Origin of the sequence: Sphingopyxis sp. (genome assembly GCF_036675685.1) — a bacterium.
In the GTDB taxonomy this organism is placed as follows: Bacteria; Pseudomonadota; Alphaproteobacteria; order Sphingomonadales; family Sphingomonadaceae; genus Sphingopyxis.
In genome coordinates, this window is record NZ_JAKFEM010000007.1 from 12101 (window position 1) to 32321 (window position 20221).

Consider the following 20221-nt stretch of genomic DNA (forward strand, 5'->3'; position numbering starts at 1 on the left):
AGGAGGAAACCCCTATGCGTTATCTTGCTCCCGCGGTGCTGGCCGTCTCGGCCCTCGCCCTCGCCGCCCCCGCTTTTGCGCAGTCGGCGTCCCAACCGGCATCGCAATCGGCCGATGTCCGGCTCAAGGCGCTGTACGATGCCGAATGGCAATGGCGCACCGAGGAACTCGCGCTCGATCCCGACGGCGAACGCGAGGGCAGCGACCGCTTCCCGAGCGTCGACGCCGCAAGCCAGGCGCGCCGCGCCGCCTATTGGAGCAACGCGCTGACCGAGCTGAACAAGATCCCCTTCGACCAGCTGTCGCCCGAGGAGCGGATCAACGCCGAGGTGTTCAAGACCGCGCTCGAAGAGTTTGGGGTAGAGCAAAAATACCGCGAATATGAGGATCCGTTCGGCTTCTGGACGTGGATCGCGCCGCGCGGCGGGCTGCCCGGCGCCGACGCCTATCGGAGCTATATCAAGCGGCTTGGCGATATGCCGCGCTATGTCGATCAGCAGATCGTCAACATGCGCGCGGGGCTCAAGCGCGGTTTCACCAAGCCGCAGGTCTCGCTCGCGGGCCGCGATGCGCCGATCGCGCCGCTGGCGTCGAGCGACGTCGACAAGAACCCGCTGTTCACCAGTTTCGCCGCGATGCCGGGGAACATCCCCGAAAGCGAGCGCGCCGCGCTGGTCGCCGAAGGGCGCCGCGCGGTGGCCGCCGCTGCGCCTGCGTTCGCAAAGCTCCGCGCATTCGTGCGCGACGAATATATCCCGAACGCGCGGACCGCGATCGCGGGCGAGGCGCTGCCCGATGGCAAGGCCTATTATCCCGCCAAGATCCGCCAATACACGACGCTCGACCTGACCCCCGAACAGATCCACGCCATCGGGATCAAGGAGGTCGCGCGGATCGACGCCGACATGCAGGCGACGATGAAGGCGGCGGGATGGAAGAGCGATTTCGCCGGCTTCCTCCATTTCCTCAAGACCGATCCGCAGTTCACCGCCAAGTCGCCGTACGAACTGATGGCCAAATCGGCCTATGTCGCGAACCGGATCAACGGCCAGCTCAAATTCCTCGTCGGCCATTTGCCGCGCTATCGCTTCACGATCCGCCAGACCCCCGACAATATCGCGCCCTTCGCGACCGGCGGCAACGGCGGGCTCGAGAGCTGTTTGATGAACACCTATAATCTGCCGGCGCGGCCGCTTTATACCATCCCGCCGCTGACGGCGCACGAATGTGCGCCCGGCCACAGCTTCCAGGCCGCGCTCGCGCTCGAGGCGCCGAACCGGCCGCAGATCCGCCGGACGACCTATTTCTCGGGCTATGGCGAAGGCTGGGGACTCTATACCGAATGGCTCGGCATCCAGATGGGGATTTACGAGACGCCTTATGACGAGTTCGGACGCGAGACATATGAGATGTGGCGCGCCGCGCGGCTGGTTGTCGACACGGGGCTGCATCACAAGGGCTGGACGCGCCAGCAGGCGCTCGATTTCATGAAGGCACACACCGCGCTGTCGGATCACGAGATCACGATCGAGGTCGACCGTTATATCAACGATCCGGGGCAGGCGCTCGCCTACAAGCTCGGCGAGATGCTGATCCGTCGCAAGCGCGCCGAGGCCGAGAAGGCGCTGGGCGCGAAGTTTGACCAGCGCTGGTTCCACGATACGCTGCTCGGCCTCGGTTCGGTGCCGCTGCCGACGCTCGAACGCGTGCTCGACGAATGGATCGCGGGGGGCGGCAAGAATCCGAACCCCGAACCCGCCGCCTGATTTTTCCGATGAGGAGACGCCCCTTGTTCACCCGCACGATCCTGCTTTCCACCCTCGCCCTCCTGCCGCTGGCGCCCGCTGCGGCAGAGGCCCCCGCCGCGGCCGAACCCCAGGCCGCGGCGGCGGCCGCCGACAGCGCCGACGCGCAGCTTCGCGCGCTTTACGAGGCCGAATGGGCGTGGCGGCAGAAAGAGTTTGCGCGCCGCGTCGGCGACCCGCCCTTCGCAGCGTCGGCCGACCACCTGCCGCGCGTCGACGCCGCGACGCAAGCGGCGCGGATCGCCTATTGGAAAAAGACGCTCGCGGCGCTCGACCAGATTCCCGAGGGTCAGCTGTCGGACGACGAGAAGATCAACGCCGCGGTGCTACGCACCAGCCTCGAGGCGTTTGTCGCCGAGGGGCGCTACCGGATGTGGGAAATGCCCTTCAACGCCGACAGCCAGTTCTGGTCGGGGCTGAGCGCGCGCGACAGCTATCCCTCGATCGAGGAATATCAGCGCTATATCGGGCGGATGCGCGACATCCCGCGCTATTTCGACGAGCAGATCGTCAACATGCGCGCCGGGCTGAAGCGCGGCTTCAGCGTGCCGCGCGCCTCGCTCGAAGGCCGCGATGCGACGATCGCCGCCTATATTGATGCCGACACGGCGAAGAACCCCTTCTATGCCGCGTTCAACACGATGCCTGCGTCGATCCCGGCCGCCGAACAGGAACGGGTCCGGACGGAAGCGCGGCAGGTGATCGCCGACACGGTGGCGCCCGCTTATGCCAAGCTGCTCGCTTTCTACAGGCAGGAATATCTGCCGAAGGCGCGCACGACACTTGCCGCCGAGGCGATGCCCGACGGCAAAGCGTTTTACCAGGCGCAGATTCGCGAATATACGACCACCGCACTGACCGCCGAGCAGATCCACCAGATCGGGCTCAAGGAAGTCGCGCGGATCACCGCCGAGATGGAACAGGTGAAAGAGAAGGCGGGTTTCAAGGGCGACCTCGCCGCCTTCATCGAGTTCCTGCGCACCGACCCGCAATTTTACGCGAAGACCCCACAGGAGCTGCTCGCCTTTTCGGCCGATGTCGCCAAGCGCGTCGACGGCCAGCTCAAATATACGATCGGCTTCCTGCCGCGCTATCGCTTCACGATCATTCCGGTGCCCGCGGCGATCGCGCCGACCTATACCGCGGGGCGCGGCGGGCTCGATGCGTGCCAGATGAACACTTACGACCTGCCCTCGCGCCCGCTCTACCAGATCCCCGCGCTGACGCTCCACGAATGCAATCCGGGGCACAGCTTCCAGGCCGCGGTCGCGCTCGAAACGACGAAATGGCCGGCGTTCCGCCGCCAGACCTATTTCTCGGGCTATGGCGAAGGCTGGGGGCTCTATACCGAGTGGCTCGGCACCAAGATGGGCATTTATCGCACCCCCTATGAGGATTTCGGGCGCCTGTCGTTCGAGATGTGGCGCGCTTCGCGGCTCGTCGTCGACACCGGCGTCCATCATTATGGCTGGAGCCGCCAGCAGGCGATCGACTATCTCGCGGGCCACACCGCACTCGCGCGTCACGACGTCGAGACCGAGGTCGACCGCTATATCAGCTGGCCGGGTCAGGCGCTCGCCTACAAGCTCGGCGAGATCACGATCCGGCGGCTGCGCGCCGATGCCGAAGCAAAGCTCGGGCCGAAGTTCGACCAGCGCAAGTTCCACGACACCTTCCTCGCATTGGGGTCGGTGCCGCTCCCAGTGCTCGAGCAGCAGCTCGAAAAGTTCATCGCCGACGGCGGCGAGGGTCCGGCCGCCGCCGCGCCCTGATCCCGTTTCCCACCGGCGCGCACCGCCTTAATCGCCCGCGACAAGCGCGCCGTCGACCCGGCGCGCGATGCCCCATGGATTGCCGGGCTTGAGCGCGGCCGGGAGCAGGCCTTCGGGTAGGTTCTGGTAGCTGACCGGGCGCAGGAAGCGCTCGATCGCGAGCGTGCCGACCGACGTGCTGCGCCCGTCCGAGGTGGCGGGAAAAGGCCCGCCGTGCACCATCGCATGACAGACCTCGACCCCGGTCGGCCAGCCATTGGCAAGGATGCGCCCGACCTTGCGCTCGATCAGCGGCAGCAGCTTCGCGGCAAGCGGCTCGTCCTCGGCGTCGAGCTGGAGCGTCGCGGTGAGCTGACCCTCGAGGCCGGCGATAAGCGCCGCGACGTCCTCGACATCGCGGCACCGGACGATGACCGCGGACGAACCGAACACTTCGTGGCCGAGCGCCGCATCCGCGCGGAAACCGTCGGCATCGGTGATGAACAGCGCGCCGCGCGCCGCGCACAGGCCCGGCCCTTCGGCACCGCGCGCGACGAGCTGCGTCGCGCCATGCTGCTCGAGCGCTCCGACACCGCTTTCGAAGCTCGCATGGATACCCGGCGTGAGCATCGTCGCGGGCGCAATAGCCGACAGCGCGGCACCCGCAGCGGCGGCGAAACGATCGAGATCGGCTCCGCCCACCGCGATCAGCAGCCCAGGGTTGGTGCAGAATTGGCCGGCGCCCATTGTCAGCGATTGCGCGAAGCCTTCCGCGATCGATTCCGCGCGGTCGCGGAGCGCGGCGGGGAAGAGGATGACCGGATTGATGCTGCTCATTTCGGCATAGACCGGGATCGGTTCGCCGCGCGCCGCAGCGATTTGCATCAGCGCGAGCCCGCCGCCGCGCGAGCCGGTGAAGCCCACCGCCTTGATCCGCGGGTCCGCGACAAGCGCGGCGCCGAGCGCGTTCGACGGGCCGGGAAGATAGGAGAACACACCCTCGGGCAGCCCGCAGCTCGTCACTGCGGCCTTGATCGCGCGCGCCACCAGTTCGCCGGTGCCGGGATGCGCGGGATGACCCTTGACCACGACGGGGCAACCCGCGGCAAACGCCGAGGCGGTGTCGCCGCCGGCGACCGAGAAGGCGAGCGGGAAATTGCTTGCACCGAACACCGCGACGGGGCCCAGCGCCACGTGGCGACGGCGCAGGTCGGGCCGGGGAAGCGGTACGCGTTCGGGCTGCGCGGGATCGATCGTCGCGTGCAGCCAGTCGCCCACACGGACGAAGGCGGCGAACATGCGAAGCTGCCCGATGGTGCGGCCGCGCTCGCCCTCGAGCCGCGCGCGCGGCAGCCCGCTTTCCGCCATCGCGCGCGCGATAAGGTCGTCGCCGAGTCCGGCGATGCCGTCGGCTATCGCCTCGAGGAACGCGGCGCGCGCCGCGAGCGTGGTTTCCGAAAAGCTTGCAAACGCCGCGTCGGCCAGCGCGCAGGCGCGCTCGACATGATCCACGCTCGCGGAGCTGAACTCGGGGCCGATCGCCTGCCCGGTCGAGGGGTCGGTCGCAACGAATTTCTCCGCCACATTGTCTTCGGCAGCGCCGACGAGAATCGAACCAGCTATCATAAATCGTCCTTCATTCGCCCTGGGGCATGCGATCGGTGTCGGGCCGGAAGGCCCGGGTCATTGCGGCCGTAGTCGCAGAGGCGAGCGACGCTCCGCCAAACAAGGTGCCTTGCGAATCGGGGGCCAAGAAAGGTCTCTGATGATTCTGAAGAGAAGCTCCTGTGTACATCGTATACGATTTTGGTCAAGGACCTGACGCAAGATCCTGCCTTGGCGGATCATCGCTTCCATAGTGGCGCCGAAGCCGAACGGATCCGGCTGGGCCCGATGCCCGCACCGCGGCAGCATCCCCTTCGTGAACGACGCCGGGGGCCATATCCATCTCGTCCTGCCCGACCCGATCGAGCGCGCAGCCTGTTTTCGGGTGCTCGCCGGTGCCGGCGGCCGCATCGTTCGCAGCTTTGCGAGCGCCGATGCGTGGCTGGAGGCCGAAGCCGATCACCAGGGCGGCATATTGCTCTTCCACTGGCGGCAGCCGGGCGCAACCAGCGGGGCGGCGCTGCTGGGCCGCGTCGCGGGGCAGGCGGACATGACGATTTTCGTCGCCGCCGACCATCTGACTATCGCGGAATCGCGGGCGATCCTGCGCGGCGGCGCGCACGACCTGCTGCCCGCGCCGCTCGACCCGCGCCTCGTCCGCCGGGCCGTCGATCAGTCGCTCGGCGACTGGCGGATGCGGCAGGATGCACTGGACCGCCACCGCGAAGCCGAGGCGCGATTGGCCGCACTGACCCCGCGCGAGCGCGATATATTGCACGCCATCGCCGCCGGCCTTGGCAACAAGGCGATCGCGCGGCAGCTGGAATTGAGCCCGCGCACGGTCGAGGTGCACCGCGCGAATATCATGCGCCGCGCCGGCGCCGGCAATGTCGCCGAGCTGCTGCGGTTGCAGTTCATCGCCGAATATGCGCGCGCCGCGCCGGCCAATCCGGTCCGTTTTGGCGCATGATCGCGCGCGCGTCCGGCCCTGAACGCAACGCCGCGCCTATAAGGGATATGAACGGTGTACCGCCCTTGAGTTGGTCCCCATGGGCGCTGCCGTTCATCCGCACGGACCAACCCCACCTGGTCCGTGCGACCAAAAGGGCCGGTAGAGGATGTTCCTCCTCTGCCGGCCCTATCGCGTTCCGGTGACGAGCTCGCGCTGATCGGCGCGGCCCATCGACAGCAGGATCGGGTCGGCCGCCTGCCGCGCCGCAAAGTCCGCCTTGCTTAAAATTCCCTGCCAGCCGATGCCGATCAGCGATTGCGCGATCGCGCCGCCCAGCGTGTCGCCGGGTCCGGGCAGGATGACGACGTCGGGCGCATATTCCTTCACCGCGACCTGCACCGAACGCGCGAAATCATAGGGTGCCAATATCTGGTGGCCGAAGGTATAGTCCCAGATGGCGGCGGGGTCGCTCGCATGGCGGCGCCAGACATGGCCGCGCCCGTCGACCAGCGGCAGTGCGGGTCGGTGGAAGAGCGAATGCGGCAGCTCGGCCATCGCCTTGTCCGAACTGCCGAACATCAGCGGGGTGTGGAAGGGTCCGTGGCCCGCGAGGCGGAGCGGATCGCGCCCGGGGGTCGGCGGCGCTTCGGCGAGCAAGGCGGCAAGGCCCTCCTCATTGCCCGCGAGGACGAGCATGCCGGCGAGGTCGATCGACAGCGCCAGCGCGTGACCGGGGCGCGTGGCGATATCGGCGACGAGTGCCAGCAGCGTTTCGCGCAGGTCGGGGACGGCGCGCCAATCCTCGTCGACGACCTGCAGCAATATCTGTCCGCCGGGGCCGTGGGTCTGGCTGTTGAGCCCCATCGCGTTGCTGATGCGAAACCCGTCCTCGACCGAAACCGCCCCGCCGAGCGCGAGCGCGCTGTACCAGCCCATCGAATTGCCGGCGACGGCGACGATGTCGAACTTGTCGCGGTCGATGCCGAGAAAGTCGAGCGCGGTCGCGGTGTAGATCAGCGGCGCCGCGACATCGCCGCGCATATGCACCCCGACACTGAAGCGGTCGGCGCCGTCGAGTTCGCTGACCGTCGGCTGGCCACGCTCGCGGCGCTGCGCATCGAAATTGGCGATGAGGTCGCCGAAGCGCGCGCCGTGCAGGCGTGCGATGCTGCCGAGTTCGTTTTTGCCATAGGTGCCGCGCCCGGGCGCGACGACGATGGCGGTCTTGCGCACGCTCATGCGAGAAGCTCCTTCGCCGCGGCGACGATCGAATCGCGGCTCGGCAAGGTCAGCGTCGCGGCGCGGCCCAATGGGATGAAGCTGTCGTCGGCGGCGATGCGCGCGAGCTTCTTGTCTGGAGTACGCTCGACGAACAGCGCCATCAGCGCCTCGCTCTGCGACCCGGTGATGCGGCATTCGTCGACGATCAGCACGCGTTTGGCATCGCCGACCGCGGCGACCAAAGCATCGGCATCGACCGGCCCCAGCCAGCGCAGATCGATCACGCGCACCCTCACGCCCTCGCCCGCCAAAATCTTCTCGGCTTGCCGAGACAAATAATATCCGTTGCCATAGGTGACGATCGCGAGGTCGTTGCCGTCGCCAAACACGCCCACCTGCCCCAGCCGGATCGGCGTGCCGTCGCCCGGCGCCTCATAGGCGCTGGTCCACAGGCCATCGCCCTCTTCATGGAGGTCGCGGGTCATGTAGAGCGCGATCGGTTCGACGAAGACGACCACGCGCTGCTCCTCGCGCGCCAGCCGCACGCATTCGCGGAGCATCGCGACCGCATCGCGCCCGTTCGACGGCACCGCGAGGATCACGCCGGGAATGTCGCGGAACACCGCGAGGCTGTTGTCGTTGTGGAAATGGCCGCCAAAACCCTTCTGGTAACCGAGCCCCGCGATGCGGAGGACCATCGGGTTGGTATATTGGCCGTCGGAGAAGAAGCTGAGGGTCGCCGCTTCGCCGCGAATCTGGTCCTCGGCATTGTGAACATAAGCGAGGAACTGGATTTCGGGCATCGGCAGGAAATCATTGTGCGCCATGCCGATCGCGAGGCCGAGAATCGCCTGTTCGTCGAGCAAGGTGTTGACGACGCGCGCCGAACCGAAGCGCTGGTGGAGCTTGGCGGTGACGTTATAGACGCCGCCCTTCGGCCCGACATCCTCGCCCGCGACGACGATTTCCTTGTGCGCGAGCATCAGGTCGGCGAGCGCCCAGCTCAAAAGCCGCGCCATATGCTGCGGCTTGTCCATCGCCCCCGCGTCGCTGCCGAACATCGCCTTGCGGTCTTCGGCCGACGGCGTGTTGGGCCGCGCCACTTCGCGTTTTGGCGGGATCAGGCTTTCCATCACATGGGCGGGTGTTATGATCTTGGGCCGCAGGATCGCCGCCTCGGCCTGCCGCGCGAGCGTGCCGCCAATCTCTTCATAAGCGTCGGCGATCTCACCGGGGGTCATCCAGCCATGCTCGGCCATCAGCGCCGCGCCGGCGAGCAGCGGATCGCGCGCCTCGTCGGCCTCGATCAGCGCCTTGGGCAGATACGCGCCCTGCACGTCGGAGCCGGCGTGACCGTAGAGCCGCACCGTCGCCATATGGAGGAAGACCGGCCTCCGCGTGCGGCGCGCATAATCGGCGGCCTCGGCGGCGCCCGCATAGGCCGAGACGAGATCGGTGCCGTCGCATTTGATATAATGCAGCCCCGCGCGGTGGCGGAACTGCGCCTCGATCCAGCCCGTCGGGGTGCGCGTCGAAATGCCGATACCATTGTCTTCGCACAGGAAAATAAGCGGCATCGGCGATCCCTGAAACGCCGCCCAGCCCGCGGTGTTGAACGCGCCCTGCGCGGTCGAATGGTTCGCCGAAGCATCGCCGAAACTCGTCAGCACGACGGCATCGTCGGGCAGCGGCAGCCCGCTCATGCCGAGGCGGCGCGCGATGCCGATCGAGAAGGCCGCGCCGACCGCCTTGGGCAGGTGCGAGGCGATCGTCGAGGTTTGCGGCGGGATGTTGAGCGGTTTCGACCCGATCACCTTGTGCCGCCCGCCCGAAATCGGATCTTCGGATGAGGCGGCGAAGCTCAGCAGCATGTCCCATGTCGGGGCCTGACCCGGCACCGACCGCGCACGGTGCAGCTGGAAGGCGTTCGAGCGATAGTGGAGGAACGCCATGTCGGTGACACGCAGCGCCGCGGCGACCGCGGCATTGCCCTCGTGCCCCGACGACCCGATCGTGTAGAAACCCTCGCCGCGCGCCTGCAGATGGCGCGACAGCCGGTCCATCTGACGGCTGGTCAGCTGCGACAGGAAGATATCGGTCGCGTCGGCGCGCGACAGGCCGACGATCGCAGGATCGGGCGCGTCGACGCGATCGGGCAGCCTGCCCCCCGCCAGCGCTGCCAAGAATTTTTCATGTACCGCTTGCGCCGCGTCCACTTGTCTCTCCTGTCGCGCGGCCGGTGGTTACAAAGGTAACGAACCGGCCGATTTTGCCGCGCGCTAGAACGGGGCAGTTTCGCGCGCAAGCATCTCTTGCCTTGCTCCGCCCGCTCGCGCTACCACCATTCACGATGCACGATCGGGGCGGGGCCATCTTTTCAATATGATATCCTTATGGATCGCCCAGGCGTCGACCGCGGCCGACACGTCTAGCCAGGGATGGCTGCTCGATCCCGAACTCGTCGATCCGGGCTATAGCCAGACGATCGCGGGGGGCGAGATCCAGACCGCCTTCCCGCCGCCACAGCCGCCGCCGCCAACGCCCGAATGGCTGAAATCGCTGTTCGACGCGATCGGCAGCTTTTTCCAGTGGAGCGCGCCCGCCGCCAAGCCTCTGCTGTGGATTTTCGTCGCGGTGGTGATCCTCGTCCTCCTCTATCATTTCGTCCCCGCCTTTGCCCGCTGGGTCGACAATCTGCCGTTCCGGCGCAAGGCGGACGATGACGATGCGGTGGACGGCGTCGGCCTTGCCGAAGCGGGCGCTGCGCGCGCGCTGCTCGCCGAAGCCGACGCGCTCGCCGCCGAGGGCCGTTTCGCCGAGGCGGTGCACCTGCTGCTCTATCGCAGCGTCGAGGACATCAGCGATCGTCGCCCCGGGCTGGTCAAGCCCGCGATGACGTCACGCGAGCTCGCCGAGGCGCGCGACCTGCCCTCGGTCGCGCGGGGCGCCTTCAGCCGTATCGCGCGCGCGGTCGAGATCAGCCTGTTCGGCGGGCGGTCGATCGACGCCCGCGCGTGGGACCAATGCCGCACCGCCTATGCCGAACTGACCGTGCCAAAGAATTGGGCGCGCGCATGAGCGGCGCATCGGTCAGCGACCATGGCTTCAACCCGCGCCTGATCGCGGGTGTTGTCGCGATCGGCATCATCGCCTTCATCGCGCTCTGGGCGCTGATCGCGCTGGGTCCGCAGCTTTCGAGCGGCAATGACGGCGGCGGTCATGCACTGTCGAAGGCGGCGCCGGGCTATGCCGGCATCGTCGACCTGCTCGAGCGCAGCGATGCCGTCGTTTCGCTCCGGCGCACCGAAGAGGCGCCGACCTATGAAGAAGAATGGCGCGAACTGCTCGTCCTGACGCCGACGCACCGGACCAAGCCCGATGAGATTGCGCGTGTCGTGAAAGGGCACCGCGGCGGACCGATCCTGATCGTCCTGCCGAAATGGCGAGTGGGGAAGCACCCGGAAAAGGCGGGCTGGTCGGGGGGCGGCTTCGCCAGCACCCCTTCGCCGCGCTTGCTGCCCCCAACGATCGGCAAGATCGACAAGATCGTCAGCGAAGCGCATGCGCGCGGCGCCGTGGCAGCCGGCGCCATTGCGGGACGGCGCATGTCGTTACCGCTACGCGGGCTTCGCTCGCAGGTCATCGTCGCGGACGATTTCGACACGCTTGTCGGATTTCCGCACGGCGGCGCCGTGCTCGCCAAGCATCGCCGCGACAATATCTATATCCTGTCCGATCCCGACCTTGTGAACAATCTCGCCTTCGCCAACCGCGAGAGCGCCAGGGCGGCGGCGATGCTGGTCGATGCGATCGCCGAAGACGCCGAAGCCGACGCGCTCGCCTTCGACCTGACCTTGAACGGTTTCGGTAGCGGGCGTTCGCTGCTCCGTTTCGCCTTCGTCCCGCCCTTCATCGGCATCACCCTCTGCCTGATCGCCGCCGGCTTGCTCGCGCTGTGGCAGGCGTGGATCCGTTTTGGCCCCGCGCTGAAACCAAGCCGGGCGATTCCGGTGTCGAAAGCGGCGCTGATCGCGAACAGCGCCGACCTGATCAAGCAGGCGCGGCGCGAACTCGACGGCGCCCTCGCCTATGTCCATAGTCAGCGCACCGCGATCGCGCGGCGCCTGCACGCGCCGCCGGGGCTCGATGACGCGGCGACCGACAGCTGGATCGACCGGCATCTCGAGGCCGGCAGCGAGCTGTTCTCCAGTCTCGCGCGGCGCCTGCCGCTCGCGCGCAACACCCATGAATTTCTTGCAGACGCCCAGGCGCTGCACGACATCAGGAAGGATTTACTCCGTGACAGCCAATAATATCACCAAGGGGATCGACGGCGTCCAAGCCCTCGGCGCCGCGATCGAGGGTGAGGTCGCCAAGGTTGTGTTCGGACAGGGACCGCTCACCCGCATGGTGACGATCGCGCTGCTCGCGGGCGGCCATGTGCTGCTCGAAGGCCCGCCGGGGACGGCGAAGACCTTGCTTGCGCAGGCCTTTGCCCGTGCGACGGGCCTCGCGTTCGGGCGCATCCAGTTCACCCCCGACCTGATGCCGGGCGACATTTTGGGGTCGAACCTGTTCAACTTCCAGACCTCGAGCTTCACGCTGACCAAGGGACCGATCTTCACCGAGCTGCTGCTCGCCGACGAAATCAACCGCACCCCGCCCAAGACGCAGGCCGCGCTGCTCGAGGCGATGCAGGAGCGGCGCGTGACGATCAACGGCGAGGCGCATGTGATGAGCCCGCGCTTCACCGTGCTCGCGACGCAGAACCCGATCGAGCAGCAGGGCGTCTATCCGCTGCCCGAAGCGCAGCTCGACCGTTTCCTGTTCAAGCTGGTCGTCGACTATCCCGCCGCTGACGAGGAAAGGCGGATTGTCGCCGACCATGGCGGGCGCTTCAAAAGTCCCGCGGTCGGCGATTTCGGCGTGACCGAGGTCGCCAACGCCAAGACGATCGACGTGGCGATCGATACGATCGCGACGGTGCGGCTCGCCGAAGAGATCGTCGATTATATCGTCCGGCTGGTGCGCGCGACGCGCGAGAGTGCCGACCTGGAATGCGGCGCATCCCCGCGCGCCGCGACTTTGCTCGCGCGCGCGGCCTGCGCCGCGGCGGCGCTCGACGGGCGCGACTATGTGATCCCCGACGACATCCAGCGGCTCGCCGCGGGCGTGCTGCGCCACCGCGTCATCCTGTCGGCGGCGGCCGAGATCGAAGGGCGCAGCGTCGAACAGATCGTCGCGGCCTTGCTCGAACGCGAGGACGTCCCGCGGTGATCTACCCGACCCGGCGCGCGATATATTTGCTGCTGCTGGGCGCCCCGATGGCGCTCGCACTCGGGCTGATCCGGCCCGAGTTGTGGCTGGTCGCACCCGGCTGGATCGGCGTGATCCTCGCGTGCCTGATCCTCGACACGATCGCGGGCGCCAATCCGCGCCACCTCGCCCTCGATGCGCGTTTTCCGCATCGGGTCGGGGTTGGCGATCCGTTCGACCTGTCGCTCGCCGCGAGCGGCGCGGCGGTCCCGCCGCGCGCCGAACTCGCGCTCGCGCTCGACGAGCGTTTCGTCGCGGGCGGGCGGCTGGCGGGCGACATGCGCGCCGTTCCAACCAAGGACGGAACGCCGCACATGCTGGCACGAACGCTCTCGCTCACCGCGTCGCGGCGCGGGCAGGCGCTGATCGAGGCGCTGTGGATCCGCTGGGCGGGGCCGCTGGGTCTCGTCTGGAAACAGCGGCGCTTCGCGATCGGCGGCGCAATCAGCGTCGTCCCCAGCCTGCGCGCGGTGACCGACGAGGGCAGCCGGTTGTTCCAGCGCAACAGCTGGTTCGGCCTTCGGCAACAGCGCCTGCGCGGCGAAGGCAGCGAATATGAAGCGCTCGCCGAATATCAGGCGGGGATGGACCGGCGCGCGATCGACTGGAACGCCTCGGCGCGCCACGTCAAGCTGCTCGCCAAGGAATACCGCGTCGAACGCGACAATCGCGTCGTGCTGGCGATCGACAGCGGACGGACGATGGCCGAGCCCGTCGGCGGCATGCCGCGCGTCGACCGCGCGGTGTCGGCGGCGCTGCTCCTCGCTTATGTGGGTTTGAAGCTCAACGACCGGATCAGCTTCTTCTCCTTTGCCGCCAAACCGCAGGCGCTGACCCCCGCCTATATGCACACGCAGGATTTCCCGGCGCTGCAACGCGCCGCGAGCCTGATCGACTATGCCCATGTCGAAAGCAATTTCACCCTCGCGCTGACGACGCTCAGCGCGCAGCTCAACCGCCGCTCGCTGATCATATTGTTCACCGAATTCACCGACGCGACGAGCGCCGACCTGATGATCCGCGCCGCGGGGCGGCTGGTGAAGAAGCACCGGCTGCTGTTCGTCGTGATCAAGGACGAAGAGGTCGAGAGCGAGGAACGGCGACGCCCCGAAAGCGGCGCCGATGTCACGCGGTCGAACGTCGCGGCGGCGATGCTGCGCGACCGGCAGCTGGTGATCGCACGGTTGCAACGGCTGGGCGCCGACGTCATCGAAGTGCCCGCCGATGCGATGGGCGCGAGCGCGGTCGAGGCCTATCTCGGCATCAAGCGGGCGGGCAGCCTGTGATCCCTTCGGCCACCCCCGCCCGCGCGCTCGACGCCCCGAGCTTTTCGACCAGCCGCTTTCGCGCCGAGCGCGAAGCCGACTGGATCGCCTTTGATCTGCTCCTCACCAAGCTGGAGAAGAAGGGCGCCGCAGCGCTGACCAGCGACGAATTGCTCCAGCTGCCCTTGCTCTATCGCGCGACGCTGTCGTCGCTGTCGATCGCGCGCGCGACCAGCCTCGACAAGGCGCTGCTCGGGCATCTCGAGGCGCTGTCGATCCGCGGCTATTTCCTCGTCTATGGCGTGCGCGAGAGCCGACTCAACCGGCTACGCCGCTTCTTCCTCTATGACTGGCCCGCCGCGGTGCGATCGGTGTGGAAGGAAACGATCATCATCGCGCTGATCATCCTGCTCGGCGCGCTGACCAGCTATTCGCTCGTCGCGAGCAATCCCGAATGGTATTTCAATTTTGTCCCCGAAGAGATGGCGGGAGGCCGCGATCCGCGTGCGACCGTCGAATATCTCCAGTCGACGCTGGGCCATGGCAAGGCGGCCGCGAGCGACAGCGAAAGCGGGCTGCACGTCTTTGCGACCTATTTGTTCACCCACAACAGCCAGGTGTCGATCCTGTCCTTTGCACTGGGTTTCGCCTTTGGCGTGCCGACGATGATGCTCGAATATTATCAGGGGATCGGGCTCGGCGCGATGATGGCGGTTTTTGCCGGCAAGGGGCTCGGTTATGATTTCGGCGGCTGGCTGTTCATCCACGGCACCACCGAGCTGTTCGCCGCCGCGCTGTCGGGCGCCGCTGGCCTCCGGATCGGCACCGCGGTCGTCTTTCCCGGCGCGCGCGGGCGGCTGCAGGCGGCGTCGGAGGCGGGGCGCACGGCAGGCAAGGTGATGATCGGCGTCATCCTGATGCTGTTCGCCGCCGGGCTGCTCGAAGGGTTCGGGCGCCAACTGATCACCGACACGATGCTGCGCTATGCCATCGGATCGCTGATGCTGTTATTCTGGATCGCCTATTATTACATCCCGCGGCGCGAGGATGTGACATGACCGCCGCTGCCAACGCCAAGCTGCGCGCCGCGGGCGCGAAGAAAATCCGCCAGTTCATCACCCCCGAGGGCGTCGACCTCGAGCTGAAGATCGCGAGCTCGGGGCTGCGCTTTGGCGCGTTGATGATCGACCTGATGCTCATGCTGGTGGCGCTCATCCTTTTTGCGCTCTTTCTCGACTGGATTGATGCCGCCGCGTCGCGCGACATGATTGAAATCGTCTGGCTGTTCGGTTTCTTCCTGCTTCGCACCTTCTGGTTCATCGGCTTCGAACTGGGCTCACGCGCCGCAACCCCAGGCAAGCGGCTGATGGGCATTCGCGTGGTCGCGCGCGACGGCGGCCGCCTGACTGCCGATGCGGTGGTCGCGCGCAACCTGATCCGCGAGCTCGAACTGTTCCTGCCGCTGATGATGCTGGGGGTCAGCGCGGCCGAGGATATGGCGTCGGCGTGGACCATCCTAGCCGGCGTGCTCTGGTCGCTGACATTGAGCCTCTTCCTGCTGTTCAACCGCGACCGGATGCGGATGGGCGACCTGATCGCCGGGACGTGGGTGGTGATGGCGCAGCGCGCGAAGCTCGACGCCGATATTGCGACAAGCACGGCGGGCGAGGAGATCCGGTTCAGCGAGGCCGAGCTCGCCGTTTATGGCATTTTCGAGCTTCAGGAACTCGAACGCGTCCTGCGCGGCCGCGATCCACGTGCGATGCGCGAGGTCGCCGATGCGATCCGCGCCAAGATCGGCCGCCCGGTGGCCGAGGAGGATGACGTCTTCCTGTTCAGCTATTATCGCCAGCTGAAAGCCCGGCTCGAACGCAAATTGCTGTTCGGCAAACGGCGAGAGGATAAATATGCCAGTGACTGACGCCAGCGTAGCCACCGCCCTTTACCAGCGCCGCTCGGTGCGCGCCTTTACCGACCGGGCGGTCGATCCGGCGCTGCTCAAGGAGATCTTCACCGCGGCGCAGCGCGCGCCCTCGGGGGGCAACCTCCAGCCATGGCAGGCGACGGTGCTGACCGGCGAACCATGGCAGGCGGTCAAGGACGCGGTCGCGGCGCGGATCGCGATGGGGCGCGCGGGCTATGAGCCCGAATATGACATTTACCCGAAGGGGCTGACCGAACCGTGGGAGGCGCGTCGTTTCGGGGTCGGCGAGGCGCTTTACGCGGCGCTCGGCATCCCGCGCGAGGACAAGGCGCGGCGGCTCGCTCAGTTCGTGGAGAATTACCGGGGTTTCGGCGCACCGGTGATGCTTTTCCTCCATTGTTCGCGCATCATGGGTCCGCCGCAATGGTCGGACATGGGTATGTGGTTGCAATCGGTGATGCTGTTGCTCGTCGACGCCGGGCTCGCCAGCTGTCCGCAGGAATGCTGGGCGTTGTACGGCGCGACGGTCCGCCGTGCGCTGGCACTGGACGACGGGCAGATTTTGTTCACCGGCCTCGCGATCGGCTATGCCGCCGATGATGCAGCGGTGAACCAGTGGCCGGTGCCGCGCGCACCGCTGGGCGAAGTGATTGATTGGCAGGGATTTTAAAGATGAATAGATGCACCGCCGTTCGCCATGCCGTCGCGGGGGCGCTCGCACTCGCGCTGGTGGGCTGCACGGCGATTCCGAAGCCCGTCGCGCCGCCGCCCCCGCAGCCGGTTGCCCCGGCACCAACGCCCGCCCCGCTGCCCACGCCGACCAAAAGCTGGGAAGACCGCGCGATCGATGCCGGCGCGTGGCGCTATGACGCGGGCAGCCGGACCGCGGCTTTCGTTCCGACGGGCAGCGCAAGCCCGCTGCTGACGATGACGTGCAGCAGCGGCGGCATTCGCATGACCTCGGCGCTCGCCGGCAATGTCAGCCTGCGCACGAGCGCGGGGACGGACCAGATCCGTTTCGATGGCGGCAGCGCGAACCTGACGAACCGCGACGCGCGGCTCGACCGCATTGCGTTCAGTCGCGGCCGCTTTGCGCTCGAAACGCCCGGCGGCGCGCTGACACTGCCCGTGCAGTCCGAAATCGGCCGCGTGATCGAGGATTGCCGATAGCCATCGTCGCCCCCGCCTTCGCGGGGCAACGGCTAAACTCACCCGCCTAGCTGCACCGTCCCGCCCTTGATCCAGCCCCAGCGACACGGACCCTGATATTCGCGTGCGTTCGGCACCGATTTGCCGACGCCGCACATATCGGGGTCGGTTCCCGGGGCGTCGAATACCACCCCGAACCAGGCGTCGTTTTCGGCGGCCTCGCAGAGCGACACGCGCACGCCGCCGGCGAGCTTCGCCTTGACCGCGCGCGTTTCGCCCGGCGCCCAATAGACGTCGGTGCCGCCGGCCTTGACGCGCGAAATGCTCGAACAGGCGGGCAGGCTCGGCCCCTCGGTGCCGACCATCACCGCGCGCGTCGCGAGCGGTTCACCATTCACGACGGGCGCATTTTCGGTGGGCGGCGCCGGTTGGCTGCACGCGGCAAGCGAGAGGATGAGCGTAGCGGCGAGGGGGATGGCGAGACGTTGTTTCATGGGAGCGAAACTAGCCGCCGCGGCGCGCGCGCGCAACACCCCTCGCCATGGCGCGCTAGCCCGCATTTTCGCTTGGGTTTTGCGTCCTTCGACCCTATATAATCGATATGACGGACACCCCAGAAAATACGGCGCCGAGCGCCAATACCAACCTGCCCAATTCCAATGCCTACGGCGCCGATTCGATCAAGGTTCTCAAGGGCCTCGACGCAGTGCGCAAACGGCCGGGCATGTATATCGGCGACACCGACGACGGGTCGGGGCTGCATCACATGGTGTTCGAAGTCAGCGACAATGCGATCGACGAAGCGCTCGCGGGCCACTGCGACCTCGTGCTGATCACGCTGAACAGCGACGGATCGGTCAGCGTCGAGGACAATGGCCGCGGCATTCCGACGGGCATCCATGCCGAGGAAGGCATTTCGGCGGCCGAGGTCATCATGACCCAGCTCCACGCCGGTGGGAAGTTCGAGAACACCAGCGACGACAATGCCTACAAGGTGTCGGGCGGCCTGCACGGCGTCGGCGTCAGCGTCGTCAACGCGCTCAGCGAATGGCTCGAGCTCACGATCTGGCGCGACGGCGAAGAGCATTGGATGCGCTTCGAACATGGCGATTCGGTCGCGCCGCTCAAGGTCAACGGCCCCGCCCCGGCGGGCAAGAAGGGCACGCGCGTCACGTTCCAGGCCTCGACCGACACGTTCAAGAATGTTCTCGAGTTCGATTTCGAGAAGCTCGAGCATCGCTATCGCGAACTCGCTTTCCTCAACTCGGGGGTGCGGATCAAGATCGTCGATGCCCGCCATGCCGAACATGTCGCGCACGACCTGTTTTACGAAGGCGGCATCGCGGCGTTCGTCAAATATCTCGACCGCAACAAGAATGCGCTGCTGCCCGATCCGATCGCGATCAGCAGCGAACGCGACGGCATCGGCATCGACGTCGCGCTCGAATGGAACGACAGCTATTATGAAAATGTGCTGTGCTTCACGAACAATATCCCGCAGCGCGACGGCGGCACGCACCTGGCGGCTTTCCGCGCCGCACTGACGCGCACGATCAACGGTTATGGCGACAAGTCGGGAATCCTCAAGAAGGAAAAGGTCTCGCTTACCGGCGAGGATATGCGCGAGGGCCTCACCGCGATCGTCTCGGTCAAGTTGCCCGATCCGAAGTTCAGCTCGCAGACCAAGGACAAGCTGGTCAGCAGCGAAGTACGCCAGCCGCTCGAAAGCCTGATGGCCGACCGGATGACCGAGTGGCTCGAGGAAAATCCCGCCTATGCCAAGGCGGTGATCCAGAAGGTCATCGACGCTGCCGCGGCGCGCGAAGCCGCGAAAAAGGCGCGCGAACTGACGCGGCGCAAGGGCGCGATGGACATCGCCTCGCTACCCGGAAAGCTCGCCGACTGCCAGGAACGCGACCCCACCAAATGCGAACTTTTCCTCGTCGAAGGTGACTCGGCAGGCGGATCGGCCAAGCAGGGTCGCGACCGCCACATCCAGGCGATCCTGCCGCTGAAGGGCAAGATTTTGAACGTCGAGCGCGCGCGTTTCGACCGCATCATCTCGTCGAAGGAAGTCGGGACGCTGATCCAGGCGCTCGGCACCGGGATCCGCGACGAGTTCAACCTCGAAAAGCTGCGCTATCACAAGATCGTGATCATGACCGACGCCGACGTCGACGGCGCGCATATCCGTACCTTGCTGCTCACCTTCTTCTATCGCCAGATGCCCGAGATCATCGAGGGCGGCCACCTCTACATCGCCCAGCCGCCGCTCTACAAAGTCGCGAAGGGGCGGAGCGAGGTTTATCTCAAGGACGATACCGCACTCGAAAATTACCTTGTCGACGGCGGCATCGACGCGCTGATGCTCGAGACGACGGGCGGCGCGCGGTCGGGCGCCGACCTGCGCAACCTGATCGAGCATGGCCGCCGGATGCGCGCGCTGATGCGCTATGTCCCGCGCGGCCATAATTATGAGCTGGTCGAGGCGCTCGCGCTCAACGGCGCGCTCGATCCGGCGCTCGACAGCGCCGGCCGCACCGCGGCGGGCATACGCGCCGCCGAGTGGCTCAATGCCGCCGAGCGCGCGCTCACCGGCGGCGCCGAAGCAAAATGGACGATCGTCGCGGGCGGCGGCGGCTATACGCTCGAAAAGCGCTGGCGCGGGGTCAGCGATCATCACGCGATCGACGCGGCGTTCCTCGCGAGCCAGGAGGGGCGCCGGCTGCACAAGCTTGCCGCCGAACAGGCCGAAACCTATGCGCATCCGGGCCGGTTGGTGAAGGGCAGCAGCGCCGCGGCGCAAGCGGCCGATGCCGCGGCGCTCGCCGCCGCCGATGCAGCGGAAGACGACGCCGAAGCGAGCGACAGCGACCTGCCCGTCGCCACCGTCGGCAAGGTCACGCCGATCACGCGTCCGTCCGAGCTGCTCGAGGCGATCTTCGCGCACAGCCGCAAGGGGCTCGCGATCAGCCGCTACAAGGGGCTGGGCGAAATGAATGCCGAGCAGCTCTGGGAAACGACGCTCGACCCGTCGAACCGCTCGCTGTTGCGCGTCGAGGCCGAACAGGCCGATGTCGCGCACGAAATCTTCGAGCGACTGATGGGCGACGAGGTCGAACCGCGGCGCGACTTCATCCAGACCAATGCGCTGAGCGTCGCGAATCTCGACGTTTAAGCGCAGATTCCCAACAGCGTAGCGCGGGCGGCTTGCAAGGGCCGCCCGTCGCTGC

At 66.9% G+C, this 20221-nt stretch carries 16 protein-coding genes; 12 read left to right on the plus strand and 4 right to left on the minus strand.

Features of this window, described 5'->3' with window-relative positions:
• The first annotated feature begins 14 nt into the window (after window positions 1-14).
• Both V6M50_RS03965 and V6M50_RS03970 read left to right on the plus strand, forming a co-directional pair.
• Window positions 15-1766 (plus strand): DUF885 domain-containing protein, encoded by a 1752-nt coding sequence (locus V6M50_RS03965; protein ID WP_332817249.1) that lies wholly within the window; start codon window positions 15-17, stop codon window positions 1764-1766.
• 8 nt (window positions 1767-1774) lie between these two features.
• Window positions 1775-3577 (plus strand): DUF885 domain-containing protein, encoded by a 1803-nt coding sequence (locus tag V6M50_RS03970; protein ID WP_443030480.1) that lies wholly within the window; start codon window positions 1775-1777, stop codon window positions 3575-3577.
• A gap of 27 nt (window positions 3578-3604) precedes the next feature.
• On the opposite strand, the gene V6M50_RS03975 is transcribed toward V6M50_RS03970, so the two are convergent.
• Window positions 3605-5182, minus strand: coding sequence for an aldehyde dehydrogenase (NADP(+)) (locus tag V6M50_RS03975; RefSeq protein WP_332817251.1), 1578 nt, complete (start codon window positions 5180-5182; stop codon window positions 3605-3607).
• A 295-nt stretch (window positions 5183-5477) separates the two neighbouring features.
• On the opposite strand from V6M50_RS03975, the gene V6M50_RS03980 reads away from it, so the two are divergent.
• The gene (locus V6M50_RS03980; RefSeq protein WP_332817252.1) at window positions 5478-6131 is read left to right on the plus strand and encodes a response regulator transcription factor; all 654 of its coding nucleotides are present in this window, start codon (window positions 5478-5480) and stop codon (window positions 6129-6131) included.
• Window positions 6132-6299: 168 nt separating this feature from the next.
• On the opposite strand, the gene V6M50_RS03985 is transcribed toward V6M50_RS03980, so the two are convergent.
• A complete protein-coding gene (locus V6M50_RS03985; RefSeq protein ID WP_332817253.1) occupies window positions 6300-7352 on the minus strand; it encodes an ACP S-malonyltransferase in 1053 nt (350 codons plus the stop codon).
• Window positions 7349-9550, minus strand: coding sequence for a thiamine pyrophosphate-dependent enzyme (locus V6M50_RS03990; RefSeq protein ID WP_332817254.1), 2202 nt, complete (start codon window positions 9548-9550; stop codon window positions 7349-7351). Before V6M50_RS03990 ends, V6M50_RS03985 begins: the two co-directional genes overlap by 4 nt.
• Before the next feature lie 166 nt (window positions 9551-9716).
• Here V6M50_RS03990 and V6M50_RS03995 point away from each other — a divergent pair, with 166 nt between their 5' ends.
• The 8 genes from V6M50_RS03995 (at window position 9717) to V6M50_RS04030 (ending at window position 17009) form a co-directional block, all read left to right on the plus strand.
• Window positions 9717-10412, plus strand: a complete 696-nt coding sequence (locus V6M50_RS03995; protein WP_332817255.1) for a DUF4129 domain-containing protein — start codon at window positions 9717-9719, stop codon at window positions 10410-10412.
• The gene (locus V6M50_RS04000; protein WP_332817256.1) at window positions 10409-11647 is read left to right on the plus strand and encodes a DUF4350 domain-containing protein; all 1239 of its coding nucleotides are present in this window, start codon (window positions 10409-10411) and stop codon (window positions 11645-11647) included. Before V6M50_RS03995 ends, V6M50_RS04000 begins: the two co-directional genes overlap by 4 nt.
• Window positions 11648-11741: 94 nt before the next feature.
• Window positions 11742-12611 carry an AAA family ATPase gene (locus V6M50_RS04005; RefSeq protein ID WP_443030483.1) on the plus strand — a complete coding sequence of 290 codons (870 nt, stop codon included), beginning with the start codon at window positions 11742-11744 and terminating at the stop codon, window positions 12609-12611.
• On the plus strand, window positions 12608-13936 hold the full coding sequence (locus V6M50_RS04010) for a DUF58 domain-containing protein (RefSeq protein ID WP_332817257.1): 1329 nt from the start codon (window positions 12608-12610) through the stop codon (window positions 13934-13936). The genes V6M50_RS04005 and V6M50_RS04010 overlap by 4 nt, the downstream gene beginning before the upstream one ends.
• Complete coding sequence (locus V6M50_RS04015) at window positions 13933-14973, plus strand: stage II sporulation protein M (protein ID WP_332817258.1); 1041 nt, start codon at window positions 13933-13935, stop codon at window positions 14971-14973. Before V6M50_RS04010 ends, V6M50_RS04015 begins: the two co-directional genes overlap by 4 nt.
• A complete protein-coding gene (locus V6M50_RS04020; RefSeq protein WP_332817259.1) occupies window positions 14970-15836 on the plus strand; it encodes an RDD family protein in 867 nt (288 codons plus the stop codon). Before V6M50_RS04015 ends, V6M50_RS04020 begins: the two co-directional genes overlap by 4 nt.
• A complete protein-coding gene (locus V6M50_RS04025; RefSeq protein ID WP_332817260.1) occupies window positions 15823-16509 on the plus strand; it encodes a nitroreductase in 687 nt (228 codons plus the stop codon). The genes V6M50_RS04020 and V6M50_RS04025 overlap by 14 nt, the downstream gene beginning before the upstream one ends.
• A 2-nt stretch (window positions 16510-16511) precedes the next feature.
• The gene (locus V6M50_RS04030) at window positions 16512-17009 is read left to right on the plus strand and encodes a hypothetical protein (RefSeq protein WP_332817261.1); all 498 of its coding nucleotides are present in this window, start codon (window positions 16512-16514) and stop codon (window positions 17007-17009) included.
• Between the two features lie 38 nt (window positions 17010-17047).
• Here V6M50_RS04030 and V6M50_RS04035 read toward each other — a convergent pair whose 3' ends face one another.
• Window positions 17048-17482 (minus strand): hypothetical protein, encoded by a 435-nt coding sequence (locus tag V6M50_RS04035; RefSeq protein ID WP_332817262.1) that lies wholly within the window; start codon window positions 17480-17482, stop codon window positions 17048-17050.
• A gap of 107 nt (window positions 17483-17589) precedes the next feature.
• On the opposite strand from V6M50_RS04035, the gene gyrB reads away from it, so the two are divergent.
• Window positions 17590-20166, plus strand: coding sequence for a DNA topoisomerase (ATP-hydrolyzing) subunit B (gene gyrB / locus V6M50_RS04040; RefSeq protein WP_332817263.1), 2577 nt, complete (start codon window positions 17590-17592; stop codon window positions 20164-20166).
• Window positions 20167-20221: the final 55 nt, after the last annotated feature.